Consider the following 16,722-nt stretch of genomic DNA (forward strand, 5'->3'; position numbering starts at 1 on the left):
TCCCTCTTTCAGCGTTGGCTGGTGGCTAAAACTGCCGTCATTGCAGCGTCGCCCCCTCGCGGTTGAGTTGCTGGCGGTACTTTTCAGCGTCCCAGTTCAACAGTTCGGCATTCTCCTTCGGGCTCAGATAGTTGACGCGCGCCGCGCCATCGACGCGGGCGACGACGTCGGCCAGGCAACGCGCCATCGCTTCGGCGCCGGCATTGGCATCCCTGCGCATCAGCACGCCCTTGCCTGGAAACAGGATGGATGTCGGCGCTACGGTGGTGCGAGCGACGACCGCCGCCGCGTTCTCGCCGGGGCCGGCTATCACCGAGCCGACGCCAAGGAAGATGACATGATCCGGGTAGAGGCTGCCGGAAGCCGCGATGCGGCAACTGGCGAGGTCGGTCGCGACGGCATGCGCGGCAGCCGAGGCCGGCAATCGGTAGTCGCTGCCGGCGGCAAGCCTCAGCAGCGCGTCGAGATCGGGGGCTGGGGCCGGCCGCGGCGGCCGTGCGAGCAGCCCGGTCACCCGTTGCAGAAGCAAGGCCGCTTCGGCGACCGTGTCGGCCGCGACCACCAGCCCGTGATTGCCGAGCACGAGCACGTTGGTCGCGGGCTTCAGCCGCTCGGCGATCCCTTGCGCCAGCGGCAGGCCGGGCCGGCGATAGGGCACGAAGGCCCAATCGAGGCCGCGCAGGCGCTCCTCCAGGAGGGCTTCGGCATTGGCCTGCACGGCGATTGAGATCGTCTCGACGCAATGGACGTGGACGACGATCTTCTGCGGCAGCAGAGCATGTACCGTCGTCTCGATGGAGGGCCGCAGCTGGCGAGGATTGAGGTCCGCCAGCGCGAACTGCCCGGCCGCCTCCGCCGCCGGGCTGCGATGCGCCACGGCATCGAGCAGCGGCGCCAGCGCGACCGGCACCATGATCTCATCGTCGCGCGCGTTCTTCAGCCAGGTGCCCGAGGCTTTGATCCACAGCACGCCGGCCTGCTTGATGGAGGTGTTGCCGCCGGCGCCCTGGACCAGCAGCGGATCGGCGCCGATGCTGGCCGACAAGGAGCGCAGCATGCGGAATTCGGTGGTGCCGGTATCGACGGGATGGACCATCAGCCTGCCTTCGCCAACCGGTTCGCGCACCAGTGCTCGAAGGCCGCCCTCTCCTCGGCGGACAGATGCAGGCCATGCTTGGTGCGCCGCTGCAGGATATCGGCCGACGTCAAAGCCCATTCTCGGTCGAAGAGATAATTGGCCTCGCGCTCAAAGAAATCCTTGCCGAAGCAGCGTCCGAGGTCATCGAGCGAACGGGCCGCGCCAACCAAAGCCCGTGTCCTGGTGCCGTAGAGTCGACCATAATGCTTGAGCAGCGATGCCGGCATCCACGGATACTCGAGTCCGAGATCGCCAAGAAACTGTTCGAAATCGGCATTGGCGATGTCACCGCCGGGCAGATGCGCCTTCGCGGTCCATGGCTTGCCCATTTTGGGGAAGAACGGAGCGATCCTGTCCAGCGCATGCTCGGCCAGTTTGCGGAAGGTGGTGATCTTGCCGCCGAAGACGGAGAGCAGCGGCGCCTGCCCGTCCGATGCGTCGAGCTCGAAAATGTAATCGCGGGTGACGGCGCTGGGGTTGTCGGCATTGTCGTCGTAGAGCGGCCTGACGCCGGAGAACGAATAGACGACATCGCCGCGCGCAAGTCCGCGCTTGAAATAGCGGTTGACCACCCTGATCAGGTAGTCGATCTCACTCCCATCCGCCGCCACATCCTCAGGCCGGCCATCATAGGGGATGTCGGTGGTGCCGATCAGGGCGAGATCGTTCTGATAGGGATTGATGAAGATCACACGCTTGTCGCTGTTCTGGATGAGATAGGCCTGACGCCCCTCCCAGAATTTCGGCACGACGATGTGGCTGCCCTTGACCAGGCGGACATTGCGCCTCGAGTTCTGGCCGGCAACGCGGTTGACGATGTCGTTGACCCAGGGGCCGGCGGCATTGATCAGCGCGCGGGCCCGAACCATCGTCCTGATGCCCGTCCTGCCGTCCTGCATCTCGACGACCCACAGGCCGTTCTCGCGGCGGGCGGCGGTGCAGGCGGTGCGGGTGAAAACCATGGCGCCGCGCTCGGCGGCGTCGAGCGCGTTGATGACGACGAGGCGGGCGTCGTCGACCCAGCAGTCGGAATATTCGAAGCCGCGCCGGAAGGCGTCCTTGATCGGGGCGCCCTCGGGCGCGGTGCGCAAATTGAGCGTGCGTGTCGCCGGCAGCCGCTTGCGGCCGCCGAGATGGTCGTAGAGGAACAGGCCGAGCCGCACCAGCCAGGCCGGCCGGTCGTCCGGGCTGTGCGGCAGCACGAAGCGCATCGGCCAGATGATGTGCGGCGCCGATTCCAGGAGCACCTCGCGCTCGATCAGCGCTTCGCGCACCAGGCGGAATTCGTAATATTCGAGGTAGCGCAGGCCGCCATGGACGAGCTTGCCCGAGCGAGAGCTGGTGCCTTCGGCGAGGTCGTCCTTCTCGCACAGGATGACGGAAAGGCCGCGGCCAGCTGCATCGCGCGCAATGCCGGCGCCGTTGACGCCGCCGCCTATGACGAAGAGGTCGACGATTTCAGTGCCACCGCTCATGTCGCCATGGCCTCGATGCCGGTTTGATGCGTCATGGCCATTGCCTCAGCATGGATTGACCGGAGGCAGGCCGGCGAGGTAGCGGCGCACCTCTTCGGCGGCCTGTTCGGCGGCATAGGTGACGGTGCGCACCGAAGCGCCGGCGATATGCGGTGTCAGCGTCACAGTGGGAAGCTGCAGCAAAGGCCAGTCCGATGGCACCGGTTCGACCGCGAACGTCTCCAGCATGGCGCTGGCGATCTGGCCCGAAACCAGCGCCTCGTAGAGCGCATCATAGTCGACCAAAGGCCCGCGCGCGGTGTTGACGAAGATCACGCCAGGCTTCATCCGCGCGATGGTGTCCTTGCCGATCAGGCCGCGCGTCTCCTCGGTCACCCGCGAATGCAGCGTGACCACATCGGAGCGGGAGAGGAGATCGTCAAGCGCGACGAGTTCGACGCCGGCATTGCGGTCTTCGGCACTCAACTGCACATAGGGGTCGCTGACCAGGACGTGGCAGCCGAAGGCCCGCAGCAGGCGCACCACCTTGGTGCCGATATTGCCATAGCCGACGACGCCGACGGTCATTTCGTTGAGTTCGCGACCGGTGCGGTCGGCGCGGTAGAGATCGCCGCGCCATTCGCCCTTGCGCAAGGCCTCGTGGCCGACCCGGATCAGCCGCGTCTCGGCCAGGATGGCGCCGATGGTGAACTCGGCCACCGCGGTCGCGTTGCGGCCAGGCACATTGACCACGGTGATGCCGTGCGCCTTGGCCGCCGCCATGTCGATGTTGATCGGGCCACCGCGCGAAACCGCGACCAGCTTGAGACCCGGCAGGCGGCGCATCATGCCGTCCGACAGGGGCGCCAACTGGGTGACAAGGATCTCGGCATCGCCGATGAAATCGACGACCTCGTCGGGGTGGCCAAAATACTCCTTGATCTTGTCGAGGCCCAGCGCCGGATTGCCGAACTCCATCGGCTCGTCGGGCCAGGCCGTCTGCAATGTCCTGATATCGAGGTCGCCGCTCGCGACTTTCTCGATTTTGGCGCGAAACACCTCCGGAAGCATGAAGTTGTCGCCAATGATCGCTATTGTCTTACGCATACTCGATTTCTCAACTTGCCTGCACTGAAGCCATCGCGCGCCAGACCGGCCGCAATGCCTGGTGCGCCAACATGTAGGATGGGGTCATCTTGTCGTAGATCGCGGCGAGGTTCCGATCGCTCGGCTCGGCCTCGCCAAGCAGAGGTGTCACCCATTCGCCGACGCACGCATCCATGGACGGGTAGAGTCCGACACGGACAGCGGCGATCATCGCCGCGCCAGCCGCGCCTGCCTCTTCGCGCGCGCTGGTGCGAATATCGGCACCCACCGCCGCACCCAGGATCTTGCGCAGTGCCGGGCTTCTGGCCGCTCCGCCTGTCAGGCGGACTTCGCGCGGCAGCGGCCCCATGGCCGCGTAGCAATCCCGTGCAGCAAAGGCCAGGCCCTCGAAGACCGCGCGGACGAGGTCGGCATAGCCGTGCCGCGAGGAAATGCCGACGAAGCCCGCCCGCGCATTGGCATCGACGAACGGCCCCCGCTCCCCCGCCTCCGACACATAAGGTTGATAGAGCAGCGAGGCGGGCTGCGAGGCCGCTATCCAGGCATCGACCAGCGCGATCATCTCGCCATTGCTGCGCGAAATGCCTTGGGAGGCGAGGATGCCGGAGGCAAGGCCAAGCACCCAGTCGATGTTGAGCGTCGCCGCCATGTTCGACTGCATCTGCGCGAACACGCCGGGCGCCGGCATCGCCATGGTGTAGCCCGTCGCCGCGTCGTTCAGCTGTACATCGTCGGGGGTCTCGGCCAGCCGCATATGCATGCCGGTGGAGCCGATGATCGAGCAGCCGGGCTTGCGCTCGCGGTCGAGCAGGCCGGCACCAAGCGCGGTGCAGACGACGTCGACATAGCCGAGCACCACCGGCGTACCGGCCAGCATGCCGGTGGCGGCGGCCGCCGCCTGCGACAGCCCGGTGCCGTGCCTGGTGCCGTCGACGATCGGCGGCAGCAGATGCCTGAGATCGGCGACGCCGAGCACGTCGAGCACATCGTCGCAGTAGTCGCGGGTGTGGAAATCGCCGAAGGTGAAGGTTCCCTCGGAGGGATCGGTGGCGCGTTCGCCGGTCAGCTTGAAATAGAGCCAGTCCTTGCAGTGGAAGGCGGTTGCCGCCTTGCCGAGCATTTCAGGCATGGTGCGCTTCATGAAGACGAACTGCGAACCTTGCTGGCAGGCGGCAAGCCCGCTGCCGGTCTTTTCGAAGCGAAGCCGGTCCTCGGGCAGCGCGCGGATCTCCTCGACGACTGCCGCGGCGCGCGCGTCGAGCCAGAGCCAACCCTTGGCCACCGGCTCGCCCTTGGCATCGATCAGCCAGGTGCCATCGCCTTGTCCGGTCACCGCGATCGCCACCGTCCGGCTGGCGAGATCGGGCACCTTGTCGGCGAGCTGGCGCAATGTCGTGGCGGCATCGCTCCATGTGCGCGCCAAATCCTGTTCGGCGCCGCCGCCCGGGAGCGTTTCATAGTGGTTGGGCAGTGCTGCGGCTGCAATCTGCCGGCCGGCCGTGTCGAAGGCGATGGATTTGATGACGGAGGTACCGGCATCGATGCCGATCAGTATGTCGCCCATCACGCAAGCTCCATGCCGTGCGAAATCGCCTTGCCGCTGGCCTGATCGAAGACATGCAGGTTTTTCGGATCGATGCTGACATTGATCGGCGCACCAAGGTCCAGGTGGGTGCGATCATGCTCGACCAGCACCAGTGAGCCGCCGGCGAAGTCGGCGGCTATGTGCGTTTGGTCGCCGAGCCATTGGTTGGCCGAAACCCTGGCGGGAACTCCTTCCTTCGAGCGCCGGACCGCATAGGGCCTGATGCCGATGACAACCCGCTCGCGGCTGAGCAGTTGATCGCGAACCGGCGCGCTGAAGGCGTCCTTGTCGTAGTCGAGCGAAAGGCCGTCGGGCAGCTTGAGATTGATGCGGCCGGCGGTCGCGCCGACATAGGCCTCGAAGACGTTCATCGGCGGCTCGCCGACGAAGGTGCCGGTGAACAGGTTCGCCGGGCGCTCCTTGATCCGGTCCGGCGTGTCGAACTGCTGCAGCACGCCGCCCTCCATCACCGCAATGCGGTCGGCCAGCGCGTTGGCCTCGGTCTGGTCGTGGGTGACCAGGATCGCGGTCAGGCCGCGCTCCTTGATGAAATGCTTGATGCGGCCGCGCAGCACGGCGCGCAGTTGCGGTTCGAGCTGACCCATCGGCTCGTCGAGCAGATGGAGATCGGCCTCGCGGATCAATGCCCGGCCGAGGCTGGCGCGCTGCTGCTGGCCGCCGGAGATGGAGCTCGGATAGCGCTCCAATATATCTTCGATCTCGAGCAATTTGGCGATGCTGGCGACCTTGGCGTCGACCTCGTTCTTCGGCAGCCTTGCCGCCTTGAGCGCGAAGGCCATGTTTTCGCGTACGGTCAGCGGCGGGTAGAGCGAATAGCCTTCGAAGGCCATCGCCACATTGCGCTTGACCGGAGGCAAGGTGTGAACCTGGCGGCCGCCAACAGAGATTGCGCCGCGCGAGACCTCTTCGAACCCGGCGATCATGCGCAGCGTCGACGTCTTGCCGCAGCCGGACGAACCGAGCAGCGCCACGATCTCGCCCTTGGCGATTTCCATGGTCAGGTTCTTGACGGCGTGGACGCCGCGGTCGATCGGGCCATAGAATTTGTCGACGCCTGATATGGCGAGTGCGCTCTGGCTCATGCCGCTTCTCCATTGCGCAAAGTGACGACGTTCTTCGAGCCGATGCGCTCGCCGCTGGCGTGATCGAACAGCAAGGCGCTCTTGCCGTCGACGGCGATATGGGCCTTGCCTTCGCTGCGGCCCGGCGTTCCGGCCGGGCGCGAAACCAGGATCTCGCGGCCGCGCACGGTGCGCACCAGCGTGACGATCTTTTCGTTGAGCGGCGTCTCGGCCTCGACCGTCACGGGGATGGCGCCGGGGATGCCTTCCTCGACGAAGCTCAACGCTTCCGGCCGCAGGCCGATCACGCAATCGCGGCCGACCGCCGTCTCATAGGCGCCGGCCAGGTGCACCTGGACATTGGACAGGCCGACATAAATCCCCCTGGTATCCCGCGCGGGCTTGACGTCGAGCAGGTTGATGGTCGGGTCGCCGAACAGCCGCGCGATCTCGATATTGGCCGGCTCGCGATAGATCTGCTCGGGTGTGCCGAGCTGCCTGATGACGCCTTGCGACATGACGGCGATGCGGTCGCCGAGCGCCATGGCTTCCTTGTAGTCCTGCGTCACGTAGACGACGGTGGCGCCGCGGTCGGCGAGCAGGCGCGGCAGTTCGAGCCGCATCTCGAAGCGCAGCTTGGCGTCGACATTGCGCAAGGGATCGTCGAGCAGGAGAAGCGGCGGCGAGCCGACCAGTGCGCGGGCAAGTGCCGTGCGCTGCTTCTGGCCGTTGGAGAGCGCGCGCGGCTTGTGGGACAGCACATGGGCGATCTTCAACAGCTTGGCTACGCTTTCGACGCCGGCCTTGATCGCGCTTGGCGACGACCGCTTGGCCTCCAAGGGCGTCGCGATGTTGTCGAATGCGCTCATATGCGGAAACAGCGCGAAATTCTGGAACGCCATGCCGACGCCACGGAATTCCGCGTCGACATCGGTCATGTCGTCGCCGCCGATGAAGACCTTGCCTTCATCGGGATCGATGACGCCGGCAACCAGCCGCAGCAGCACCGTCTTGCCGGCCCCGGACGGACCGAACAGCACGAGGGTCTCGCCGTCGGCAACCGTCAGCGACAGATTGTCGAGGACAGTCTGGCTCTTGTAGCGCTTGACGACATTCCTGAGTTCAAGGCTGGCCATGTCTATCCTTTCACCGCACCGAGCGAGAGGCCTTCGACCAGGTAGCGCTGCGCATAGAGGGCGAGCGCCAGTGTCGGCGTGATCGAGAGCACGATGGCCGCCGAGATCTGGCCATATTGGATGCCCGAGGAGGTGATGAAGGCGAGCGCGCCGACCGTCACCGGCTGCTTGTCTGCGGAGGCGAGCACCAGCGCGAAGACGAAATTGTTCCAGGCAAAGATGAAGGCGAGCAGGCCGGCGGCGGCGATGCCGGGACCGGCGAGCGGCAGCGCAATCTTGCGGAAGGTGGCGAACCAGGAATGGCCACCGATGCGGTAGGCATATTCGATGTCGGCCGGGATATCCTCGAAATAACCGCGCACGATCCAAAGGATCAGCGGCAGGCAGATCAGCTGGTAGACCCAGATCAGCCCGATATAGGTGTTGGCGAGCCCGAGCTTCTGGAAATAGAGGGTGAGCGGCAGAAGCACCAGAAGCGCCGGCGCGAATTTGAACGACAGCAGCGTGAAGGCGATGTCCTCCGAGCCGCGGAACTTGTGGCGCGCGAAGGCGTAGGCCGCCGGCACGCCGAGCAGCAGCGAGACCGCAACCGAGGTCACCGACAGGAACACCGAATTCCAGAGGTTGCGCATGAAGGCGATGTCGAGCGTGCCCGCGGCGGTCATCAGCTTGCCGGTGATCAGCGCCGTGTAATTGGCGAGCGTCGGCTCGAACACGAGCTGCGGGGGTATCCGCAAGATGGTCTCGTTGGTCTGGAACGACATCATGAAGATCCAGACGATCGGAAACATGAAGAAGATCACGACCAGCGTCAGCGCTATGCCACGCAGGATGCGTTCGAGAAGCGAGGTATGTTCCATCCCGGCCTCCTATGCCTGGCCGCGGGCGCGTTCGCGCAGCCGCAGCCAGTTCTTGATGAAGATGTTGGAGAGCAAATAGGTGATCGCCCACAGGATGATCATCAGCGCCGCCGAGCGGCCGACATTGGTCGACTGGAAGAAGTTGAGATAGGCCTCGACCTGGAAGACGGTCAGCGTGTCGCCCGGGCCGCCTTGCGTCATGGCATAGATGATGTCGAACTGCTGGATGGAATCGAGCAGGCGAAACAACGTCGCCGTCAGTATGTAGGGCGTCAGCATCGGCAGCGTGATGCGGAAGAAGACGAAGCTTCTCGGCACGCCATCAAGCGCCGCCGCCTCGAAGGGCTGCGTCGGCAGGCTGCGCAAGCCCGCGAGCAGCAGGATCATGATGAAGGGCGTGTAGACCCAGATGTCGACGAGCACGACCGTGAACAGCGCCGTCGACGGCGACGAGGCCCAGCGGAAATCCTGCAGCCCGATGAGGCTGGCGAGATAGCTCAGCACGCCGAAGCCGGGATTGGTCATCAGCTTCCACATCAACGCAGCGAGCGCCGGCGCCGTCATCAGCGGCATCAGGAGCATAATCGAGATGAAGTTGTTCAGTGTCGACCGCTTCTGCAGCAGCAAGGCGATGGCGAGGCCGAGAAGCAGTTCCAGCACGACGGTGGTGCCGGCGTAGAGCAGCGAGACCTTGAGCGTGTTCCAGAATTTCGGGTCGGTGAAGAAGGAGATGTAGTTGTCGCCCCAGTTGAACTGCCGCGCCCAGGGTTGGCTCAGCCGATAGCGCTGGAACGAATACACGACCGAGGTCAGGAACGGGATCAGGATGCCGATACAGACAAGCAAGGCCGGCAGGCTGAGCACATAGGGCAGCACCCGCTTGCTGATCCTGAAGCCGGATGGCCCGGCCCTTTGGGTTGTTACGGCGGTCATCCGCTGCTCCGTGATCCCTGTTGCTTCGCCCTGCCGGCCGCCCGAGGGAGCCGGACGGCCGGTGGGCGAGTTGGCGGCAACCTCGCGGTGCCGCATCGCAGTCCTGAAATGGTAGGGCAGGACTGGCCTGCCGGAGCAGGCCAGTCTCCGGGGCCGGCCTAGCCGAGACCGGCTTCCTTGAGCTGGCCGTTGATGCTTTCGGCAAGCTTGTCGAGGCCCTCGTCGACCGGCACTTCCTTGGCCACCATCTTCTGCAGCGTCGCCGCCCATTCGGTGGTGAGGTCGAAGAACAGCGGCTGCGCCGTGAACTTGATCGAGGCGCCGGCCGCCGAGGCGTCGAACATCTCGACGTAACCCGGATAGCTCTTGTTCAGCTTCTCGCGGAACATTTCGTCCTTCCAGACCGACTGGCGGACCGGATCGACGAAATCCATCTTGGTGGCGCCGAACAGCCCGTGCTCGGGACCCGAGGCCCATTGCAGGAAGTACCAGGTCGCGTCCTTGTCTTTCGAGAAGTTGGACATCGCTAGCGACCAGATCCAGATGTTGGGCGTCGAGGCCTTGGCCTCAGGATTGGCGGTGAAGGCGGCATAGGCGAGCTTGCCGGCCATCTTGTTGTCGCCGCCATTCATGAAGTAGCCGAGGCAGTCGGCGTCGAAGATCATCGCCGAGGCGCCGGCGCCAAGGTCGGTGCCGACCTGGTACCAGGTGTAGGTCGACCAGTCCTTGGGGCCGCTCTCCTGGATCATCTGCACCCATTTGGCATGGAAGGCCTTGGAGCCGGCCGTGTTCATCGCGGCCGCGAGCTTGCCATCAGCGGAGACAGTCAGGTCCTTCTCGTTGAAGTTCGAGTAAGCCGACAGGAAGCCCGGATGGATCGTCGCCCAGGAGCGCGAGCCACGAACGCCTATGCCGTAGACCCCGCCGCCAATATCCTTCTGCAGCTTGGCAGCGGTGGTGATCATCTCATCCATATTGCCGGGAACGCCGACGCCGGCCTTGTCGAACATGCCCTTGTTGTAGGTGATGTTGTTCTGTTCGAAAGCCCACGGAATGCACCACTGCTTGGCGTCTTCGGAACCCAGCGCACCGCCCGGCTTGCCGTTCCAGGCGCAGGACGACTTCACGCCCGGCAGGATGTCGTCCCAGGCATAGTTCGGGTTGGTCTTGGCTGGATCCTTGATCCATTCGTTGAGGTCGGTGATCCAGCCGGCCGGGCCGTAGGTCCAGGTCATGTAGGCGCCGGTCATGAAGGCATCGTATTCGGGCGAGCTGGCCGAAAGTGCTGCCGTGACCTTGTCGAAATAGACGTCTTCGGGGAACACGTCATAGACGACGTTCATGCCGGTCAGTTTCTTGAAGTTCTCGAGGTCGGCGATCATCGCATCGGCATAGGGATGCTTGTTGAGCAGGAGCTTGATGGTCTTGCCCTTGTGCGCCTGCCAATCGAAATCGGCGGCAAGTGCGCGGGTCTGCCCCAGATTGAGCAGCGTGCCGGCGGTGCCGGCGGCAAGGCCCATCGCACCCAGGCCCTTGATCAGTCCGCGACGGTCGACCTGTCCACGCAGGAAGGCGTCTATGAGGTCTTTCTCTTTCTCATGCATTTCGTCTTCTCCTCCACAGGGTAGTTTCAACCAAACTGATGCCGGCTACCCGACCGGCGTCTCCTCCACGAGCGATCGCGCCGTCCGCTCGTCTGTTATCAGGCCCTTGAGATAGCGGCCTTCGAGCACCGACTTGATGGCGCGAACCTTGATCTTGCCGCCGGCGACGGCGACGATCCGGCGGCTGGCTATGTCCTCGCGCGTCAGCGCCAGCGCCCGGTTGGAAACGGTGGTCGCCACCGCCTTGCCGGCTTCATCGAAGAAATGACCGAGCAATTCGCCGACGCCGCCATTGCGGCGGATCTCCTCCATCTCGCCCTTTTCGATCATGCCGGTGGCAACCAGCGATGCCTCGCGCTCGGCGGTGCCGATGCCGGCAAACAAGAGGTCGGCGGACCGCGCGAGATCGAAAACCTCGCTGATGCCCTTCTGTCCGAGCAGAACGGTCCGGTCCTCGGCGGTGTTGGCGAACATCGGCACCGGCATCACATAGGCTTCGGCGCCGGTGCGCTCGGCCAGGCGGTGAATGACGTCGTGCGGGTTGGCCGAGAATTTCCGCGTCAGGCCGCCAAGCAACGAGACGAAGCGGATCTTGTCGGTCGAGGTGCGCGGCAGATACTCCACGCAGGCGGCCAGCGTGCGGCCATGGCCGACACCGATCAGCGCCTCCTCGCCGCGCTCGATCTCGCGCTTGAGGAACTGCGCGCCGGCAATGCCGAGCGCCTTGAGCGGCAGATCCTCGGAATCGAAGTCCGGAACCACCTCGCAATAATCGAGCCCGTAGCGGCGGGACAGTTCGTCCTCGAGCTCGACGCATTCGGAGACTTCGCCGTCGATATAGACCTTCACCAGCCCTTCCTGGTTGGCCTTGGTGATGAGCCGGTGGGCCTTGAGGCTGGTCAGCCCCAGCCGCTTGGCGACCTCGGACTGGGTAAGGCCGCCGGCATAGTGAAGCCACGCGGCGCGTGTCGCCATGCTGGTTTCGTCGTCGCGCAGGAGGCCGTTACCGAACCCTACCATTTCCGCCCTTTGATATTTTTATCAGTTGCTGCAAAATTTTTCACACGACTCGATCAGAGTCAAGCGGCCGCCGATGCAAAATCGCGACATGGCGGCCGAAACGGGCATCGGCCGGCCGTCTGGCGATGTCAGTGAATGACGATGCAAGCGGCCTGTTCGGGCGCGCAGGTCAGCATCGCCAGGCTGTTCAAGCTGGTTCTGGATTGCCAGTTTTTGATTGCGCCAGGTTGAGCGCGCTTACGCGTCGGCCGCCGGACTGTCGTCCTCGGCGCGAACCAGCTTGATGTCGGCGCCTGCCGCCCATGCGGCGACATCTTCCCGGCGCAAGGCCGCCGCCATCATGTCGGGAAACAGATCCGGCGTGCAGGCGAAGACCGGGATGCCAAGTGCCGCCACCGACCCTGCCATCTTCGGGTCATAGCCCGGCCTGCCCTGGTCGGTCAGCGCCAGAAGCACCACGACATTGACACCCGAACGGACAAGTGCCGCCAGCCGCTGCAGCAATTCCTGGCCGTTGCCGCCTTCATAAAGGTCGGTGATCAGCACCATATGCGACTTGGTCGGTCGCTCGATGCGGTCGGCGCAATAGGCGACAGCCTGATTGATGTCGGTGCCGCCGCCCAGTTGCACGCCGAACAGAACCTCGACCGGATCGCTGAGCTCCTCGGTCAGGTCGACGATCGCCGTATCGAAGCAGACGAGTTTTGTCCGCACCACCGGCAGGGAAGCCATCACCGCGGCGAAGATCGAGGCGTAGATCACCGAGCTTGCCATCGAGCCCGACTGGTCGACGCACAGCACGACCTCATCCAGGTCGACCAGCCTGCGCTGCTTGCGCATGAAGCCGACCAACTTCTCCGGCACGATGGTCTTGTGCTCGGCCTGGTAGTGGCGAAGGTTGGCCGAAATGGTGCGCGGCCAGTCGATGTCGCGCTGGCGCGGACGGTTGGTGCGTTGCGACCGGTCGAGCGCGCCACGGATCGCCTCGGCGGTCTTCTGCTCCAGCCGCTGCATCAGCTTGGCGACGATATCGGCGATGATGGTGCGCGCGATGTCCTTGGTCTTGGCCGGCATGACCGAGCGCAGCGAGATCAGGTCGGCGACGAGATTGACGTCGGCCTCGATCGCCTTGAGGAATTCCGGCTCCATCAGCATCTGCTTCAGATTGAGCCGCTCGAAGGCATCCTTCTGGACGATCTGCACGACCTGCGCGGGAAAGAACGACCTGATATCGCCCATCCACTGCGCCACCTTCGGCGCCGAGCGGCCGAGCCCGCCGCGACGCTTGCGCGGATCGGCCGCCGCATCGCCGGCACCATCGCCGTAAAGCGCATCGAGCGCCGCCGACAGCCGCTTGTCGGTATCGGACAGCGCTGACGAGGTTTCGTCATCGGCGCCGATCGCCAGGCGCCAGCGACGCTCCCGTCCGTCGCCGGCCGGCTCGGTGTCGTTGATGTCGGCCTCGTCACCCATGGTCGTTCCCGCCCGTCAGCAAGGGTCCAAGCCGTTCCAGATGCCGGCGCCAGGCCTCGTCGCCGTTGGGCGTCGGCGTCAGCCCGACCGGCAGGCGCCGGACACGGCCGAGCACCGCTTCGATCAGCCGGCGCCGCTCCATCGAGTCCAGATGCGAAAACACCCGGCGCAGCAGCGGCAAATGCGCGATGAAGGCATCCTCGTCGAGCGATTTGAGCCAGGTATCGACCGCGCCGCGCAGGTTTTCGTCATAGATCAGCCGCTGACCGGCAGTGCTGAAGAAGCCCTCGAAGAACCCCGCTGCCTCGGTGACCGGCGTGCCCGGCGACAAGCGTCTTTCGATCAGGCCGGCAGCGGCTTCGGCGGACAGGTGCCCGGCTTCGTAGAGCAGATGCGCGGCACAGCCGGCTACCAGTGCGGTCGATCGCGATCCGTCGAGCACGTCCGCCAGTCCATTACGCCAGGCGTCCAGCACTTCCTGTCCCGGCTCGACCAGCTTGATCGCCTCATCGGCCTTGCGCATGGCGCCGACCAGTGCGGTCGAAGCCTGGGCATCGAGATCACGCGCGGCGTAGGGGAGCGCTATGCCGCCTTCGACGATCAGCCGTTCCAGCAGACCGGACAAGCGGGCCGTTTCGGTCTTGCGGGCCTCGCCATAGCGGATGATGTCGGCCAGCGGCGGCACGGACGCCAGGATTTCCAGACATTCGCTGCTGCGCGCCGCGCGTTCCTCCAGTGCCGCCAGGCCGGCGGTCGAGGCCTCCGACAGATTGGCCGTGATGGCGCCCTGAACCAGCGCCGCCAGCGCGTCGAGCGATGTCGACGCGCCGATCATCTGGATCAGCCGGCCATTGGCGGCCTTTTCGATGGTCGGCCCGTGGACCAGGTTCTCGACCAGGCGAACGGCATATTCCGGCTCCCATGACAGCGTCCAGCGCTCGCGAAACGTGCCGCGGCTGCGGCCGCTGTCGGTCAGTTTGCCCCAGTGCACGCCAAGCACGTTCAAGCGATGCAGCAAGGTCGACCGGAACAGGCCGCTGTCGCTGCGCAGGTCGACCGACAATTCGCGCTCCAGCGCCTCGGGCTTCAGCCGCGCCGCCTTCTGGTTGCGCTGCAGATCCTCGATCAGCGGCGCCAGTGGCGTGTCGGGCGGAATCTCCCCGACATCGGCGCCCAGAAGCAGTTCGGCTTCGACCAGCGCCCACAGCACCGCTTCGCCGTTGAACAAAGCGGCGATCGCGGCATCGCGCAATTCCTCGAAGCCGGGCTTCGGCCGCTCGCGGATCGCCGCCAGCGTACGAGCCAGCCTTTCCGCCTCGATCAGCGAGGCGGTCGAAACCATGTGTCCCTTTGCCCGCAGCACCGCCGCGATCATGGCGAGCCACAGGGTCGCGGCATCATGCCGACCCCGTGTGCGCCACAGATGCTTGCACCAACCGGGGGCGACCACACCGGCGCCATAGCCGAAGCCGAGCGCCAGGCGCGGGCCTGTCCATGGCGCCCAGGTCATCGTGCTCTTGCGCCGGGCCAGCCCCTTGAGCAGCGCCTGATCCTCCTTCAGCGGACGCGTCGCCTGCAGCGCCGGCACATGGAAGGCGCCGCAGACGACAGCGATCGGCCCGTCGAATTCCTTGCGCGCGGCGGCGATTTCGAGCCGCATATGGGCTTCGCGTTTCGCCTCGAATTCGGCAAGCGGACCTTCGCCTTCGCGCAGCGTCGTCATCGCGTCGGCGATTGCCGCGAAGATCGGGCCCGGCTCAGGGTTCTGCTCGATGATGTCGGCCCACCAGCTCTCGCCATCCTCATAGCCGGCGGCCTGCGCCAGCGTGCCGATCGGGTCGCGCAGATGCGGCGCCATCTCAGCCTCGACGGTGACTTCCGTTCCATCAGTCTTTTCCGGAGCTTCAACCGGCGCGACCCGCGCCGAAGACGGCAGGTCGATGAACCGGACAGGCGCCTTGTTGGCGACGGCCCACAGCGTCGCCTGGTACTCCGGCGAGAACTCGGCGAAGGGCCAGAAACTCGTCGAGGCCGGATCGTCCTCGGGATAGCAGAGCAGCGCCACCGGCGGCTGCATTTCGGGGCGGGCGAGCAAGGGCAGCAGCGCCGACGCGTCGGCCGGTCCCTCGATCAGCACGGCGACGGGTTTCAACTCCTGCAACGCCTGCACCAGGCTGTCGGCGGAGCCGGGCCCGTGATGGCGTATGCCGAAATAGGAAACGTCGCCTGTTGCCATGGCGTCAGATCGCGGCGTTCAAGGCGGCGTAGTAGCCGGCATAATCCGGCCGCTTCTTGAGCACGGTTTCCAGATATTCCTCCAGCACGAGCTTGTCCTGCACCGGATCTTTTACGATCGCGCCGACAAGGCTGGCGGCAAGGCCTTCGGCGCCGAGCTTGCCGCTGTCGAACCAGGCCGCCTGGCTGAGGCCGCCAACCATGGTGGCGATCGCTTCGGCCGTGGACAACGAACCCGACGGCGTCTTCAACGTCACCTTGCCATCAGCTGTCGCGCCGGAGCGCAGCTCGCGGAAAATGGTCAGCACGCGAGCGATCTCCTCGCCGACATTCTTCGGCACCGGCAGGTCGAGGCCGCCGGCCATCTCGCCGACACGCTTGGAGACGATCGCCACTTCCTCCGCCATGTCTTCGGGCAAGGGCAGCACGACGACGTTGAAACGGCGTTTCAGCGCCGAGGACAATTCGTTGACGCCCTTATCGCGGTTGTTGGCGGTGGCGATGATGTTGAAGCCGCGCTGCGCGTAGATCGAGGTGTTGAGCTCGGGGATCGGCATTATCTTTTCCGACAGCACGGTGATCAGCGTGTCCTGCACGTCCGAGCCCATGCGCGTCAGTTCCTCGAGGCGGCAGAGCTTGCCGTCCTGCATGGCGCGGTAGAGCGGCGTCGGCACCAGCGCCTCCTGGCTTGGGCCCTTGGCCAGCAGCTGCGCGTAGTTCCAGCCATAGCGGATCTGGTTCTCGTCAGTGCCGGCCGTGCATTGCACGATCAGCGTCGAGTCACCCATGATGGCGGCGGCGAGATGTTCTGATACCCAGGATTTGGCGGTGCCGGGAACGCCGAGCAGCAACAGCGCGCGATCGGTGGCGAGTGTCGCCACGGCGGTTTCCATCAGCCGGCGGCGGCCGACATATTTCGGCGTTATCAGCGTGCCGTCGTCAGCCTTTCCGCCGAGGAGATAGGTCAGCACCGCCTTTGGCGACAGGCTCCAGCCGGCGGGCCTTTGCCGGTCGTCATTGCGAGCGAGCGCCTGCAATTCGCCGGCGTAGGCCTGCTCGACCGGAAGACGGATGGCTGCGTTCATTGGCTGTTCT

Annotated in this window: 13 protein-coding genes; all 13 read right to left on the reverse strand. The window is 65.2% G+C overall.

The annotated features are described in order from the left end of the window. Positions 1 to 37: 37 nt before the first annotated feature. Positions 38 to 1,126, reverse strand: coding sequence for a class II aldolase/adducin family protein (locus tag MesoLj_RS29190; protein ID WP_244735189.1), 1,089 nt, complete (start codon positions 1,124 to 1,126; stop codon positions 38 to 40). Beyond that, positions 1,096 to 2,613 carry a glycerol-3-phosphate dehydrogenase gene (locus MesoLj_RS29195; protein WP_202323446.1) on the reverse strand — a complete coding sequence of 506 codons (1,518 nt, stop codon included), beginning with the start codon at positions 2,611 to 2,613 and terminating at the stop codon, positions 1,096 to 1,098. The genes MesoLj_RS29190 and MesoLj_RS29195 overlap by 31 nt, the downstream gene beginning before the upstream one ends. Positions 2,614 to 2,658: 45 nt before the next feature. Next, on the reverse strand, positions 2,659 to 3,699 hold the full coding sequence (locus MesoLj_RS29200; protein ID WP_202323447.1) for a 2-hydroxyacid dehydrogenase: 1,041 nt from the start codon (positions 3,697 to 3,699) through the stop codon (positions 2,659 to 2,661). Between the two features lie 10 nt (positions 3,700 to 3,709). Next, positions 3,710 to 5,263: an FGGY-family carbohydrate kinase gene (locus tag MesoLj_RS29205; protein ID WP_202323448.1), complete on the reverse strand. Its 1,554-nt coding sequence runs from the start codon at positions 5,261 to 5,263 to the stop codon at positions 3,710 to 3,712. Next, positions 5,263 to 6,387 (reverse strand): ABC transporter ATP-binding protein, encoded by a 1,125-nt coding sequence (locus tag MesoLj_RS29210; RefSeq protein ID WP_202323449.1) that lies wholly within the window; start codon positions 6,385 to 6,387, stop codon positions 5,263 to 5,265. The genes MesoLj_RS29205 and MesoLj_RS29210 overlap by 1 nt, the downstream gene beginning before the upstream one ends. After that, a complete protein-coding gene (locus MesoLj_RS29215; RefSeq protein WP_202323450.1) occupies positions 6,384 to 7,502 on the reverse strand; it encodes an ABC transporter ATP-binding protein in 1,119 nt (372 codons plus the stop codon). Before MesoLj_RS29215 ends, MesoLj_RS29210 begins: the two co-directional genes overlap by 4 nt. Positions 7,503 to 7,504: 2 nt before the next feature. After that, a complete protein-coding gene (locus MesoLj_RS29220; RefSeq protein ID WP_056564414.1) occupies positions 7,505 to 8,362 on the reverse strand; it encodes a carbohydrate ABC transporter permease in 858 nt (285 codons plus the stop codon). A gap of 9 nt (positions 8,363 to 8,371) precedes the next feature. Beyond that, positions 8,372 to 9,295: a carbohydrate ABC transporter permease gene (locus MesoLj_RS29225; protein ID WP_140769198.1), complete on the reverse strand. Its 924-nt coding sequence runs from the start codon at positions 9,293 to 9,295 to the stop codon at positions 8,372 to 8,374. Positions 9,296 to 9,453: 158 nt separating this feature from the next. Next, complete coding sequence (locus tag MesoLj_RS29230; RefSeq protein WP_140769200.1) at positions 9,454 to 10,899, reverse strand: ABC transporter substrate-binding protein; 1,446 nt, start codon at positions 10,897 to 10,899, stop codon at positions 9,454 to 9,456. Between the two features lie 45 nt (positions 10,900 to 10,944). Then, the gene (locus MesoLj_RS29235; RefSeq protein WP_115143718.1) at positions 10,945 to 11,919 is read right to left on the reverse strand and encodes a sugar-binding transcriptional regulator; all 975 of its coding nucleotides are present in this window, start codon (positions 11,917 to 11,919) and stop codon (positions 10,945 to 10,947) included. A gap of 237 nt (positions 11,920 to 12,156) precedes the next feature. Further along, positions 12,157 to 13,392, reverse strand: coding sequence for a VWA domain-containing protein (locus MesoLj_RS29240; RefSeq protein WP_202323451.1), 1,236 nt, complete (start codon positions 13,390 to 13,392; stop codon positions 12,157 to 12,159). Further along, entirely contained in the window at positions 13,385 to 15,628 is a 2,244-nt protein-coding gene (locus MesoLj_RS29245; RefSeq protein WP_202323452.1) for a DUF5682 family protein, read from the reverse strand. Before MesoLj_RS29245 ends, MesoLj_RS29240 begins: the two co-directional genes overlap by 8 nt. A 4-nt stretch (positions 15,629 to 15,632) precedes the next feature. After that, positions 15,633 to 16,712 carry an ATP-binding protein gene (locus MesoLj_RS29250; protein WP_202323453.1) on the reverse strand — a complete coding sequence of 360 codons (1,080 nt, stop codon included), beginning with the start codon at positions 16,710 to 16,712 and terminating at the stop codon, positions 15,633 to 15,635. Positions 16,713 to 16,722: the final 10 nt, after the last annotated feature.

The organism is Mesorhizobium sp. 113-3-9 (assembly GCF_016756515.1).
Taxonomy (GTDB): Bacteria; Pseudomonadota; Alphaproteobacteria; order Rhizobiales; family Rhizobiaceae; genus Mesorhizobium.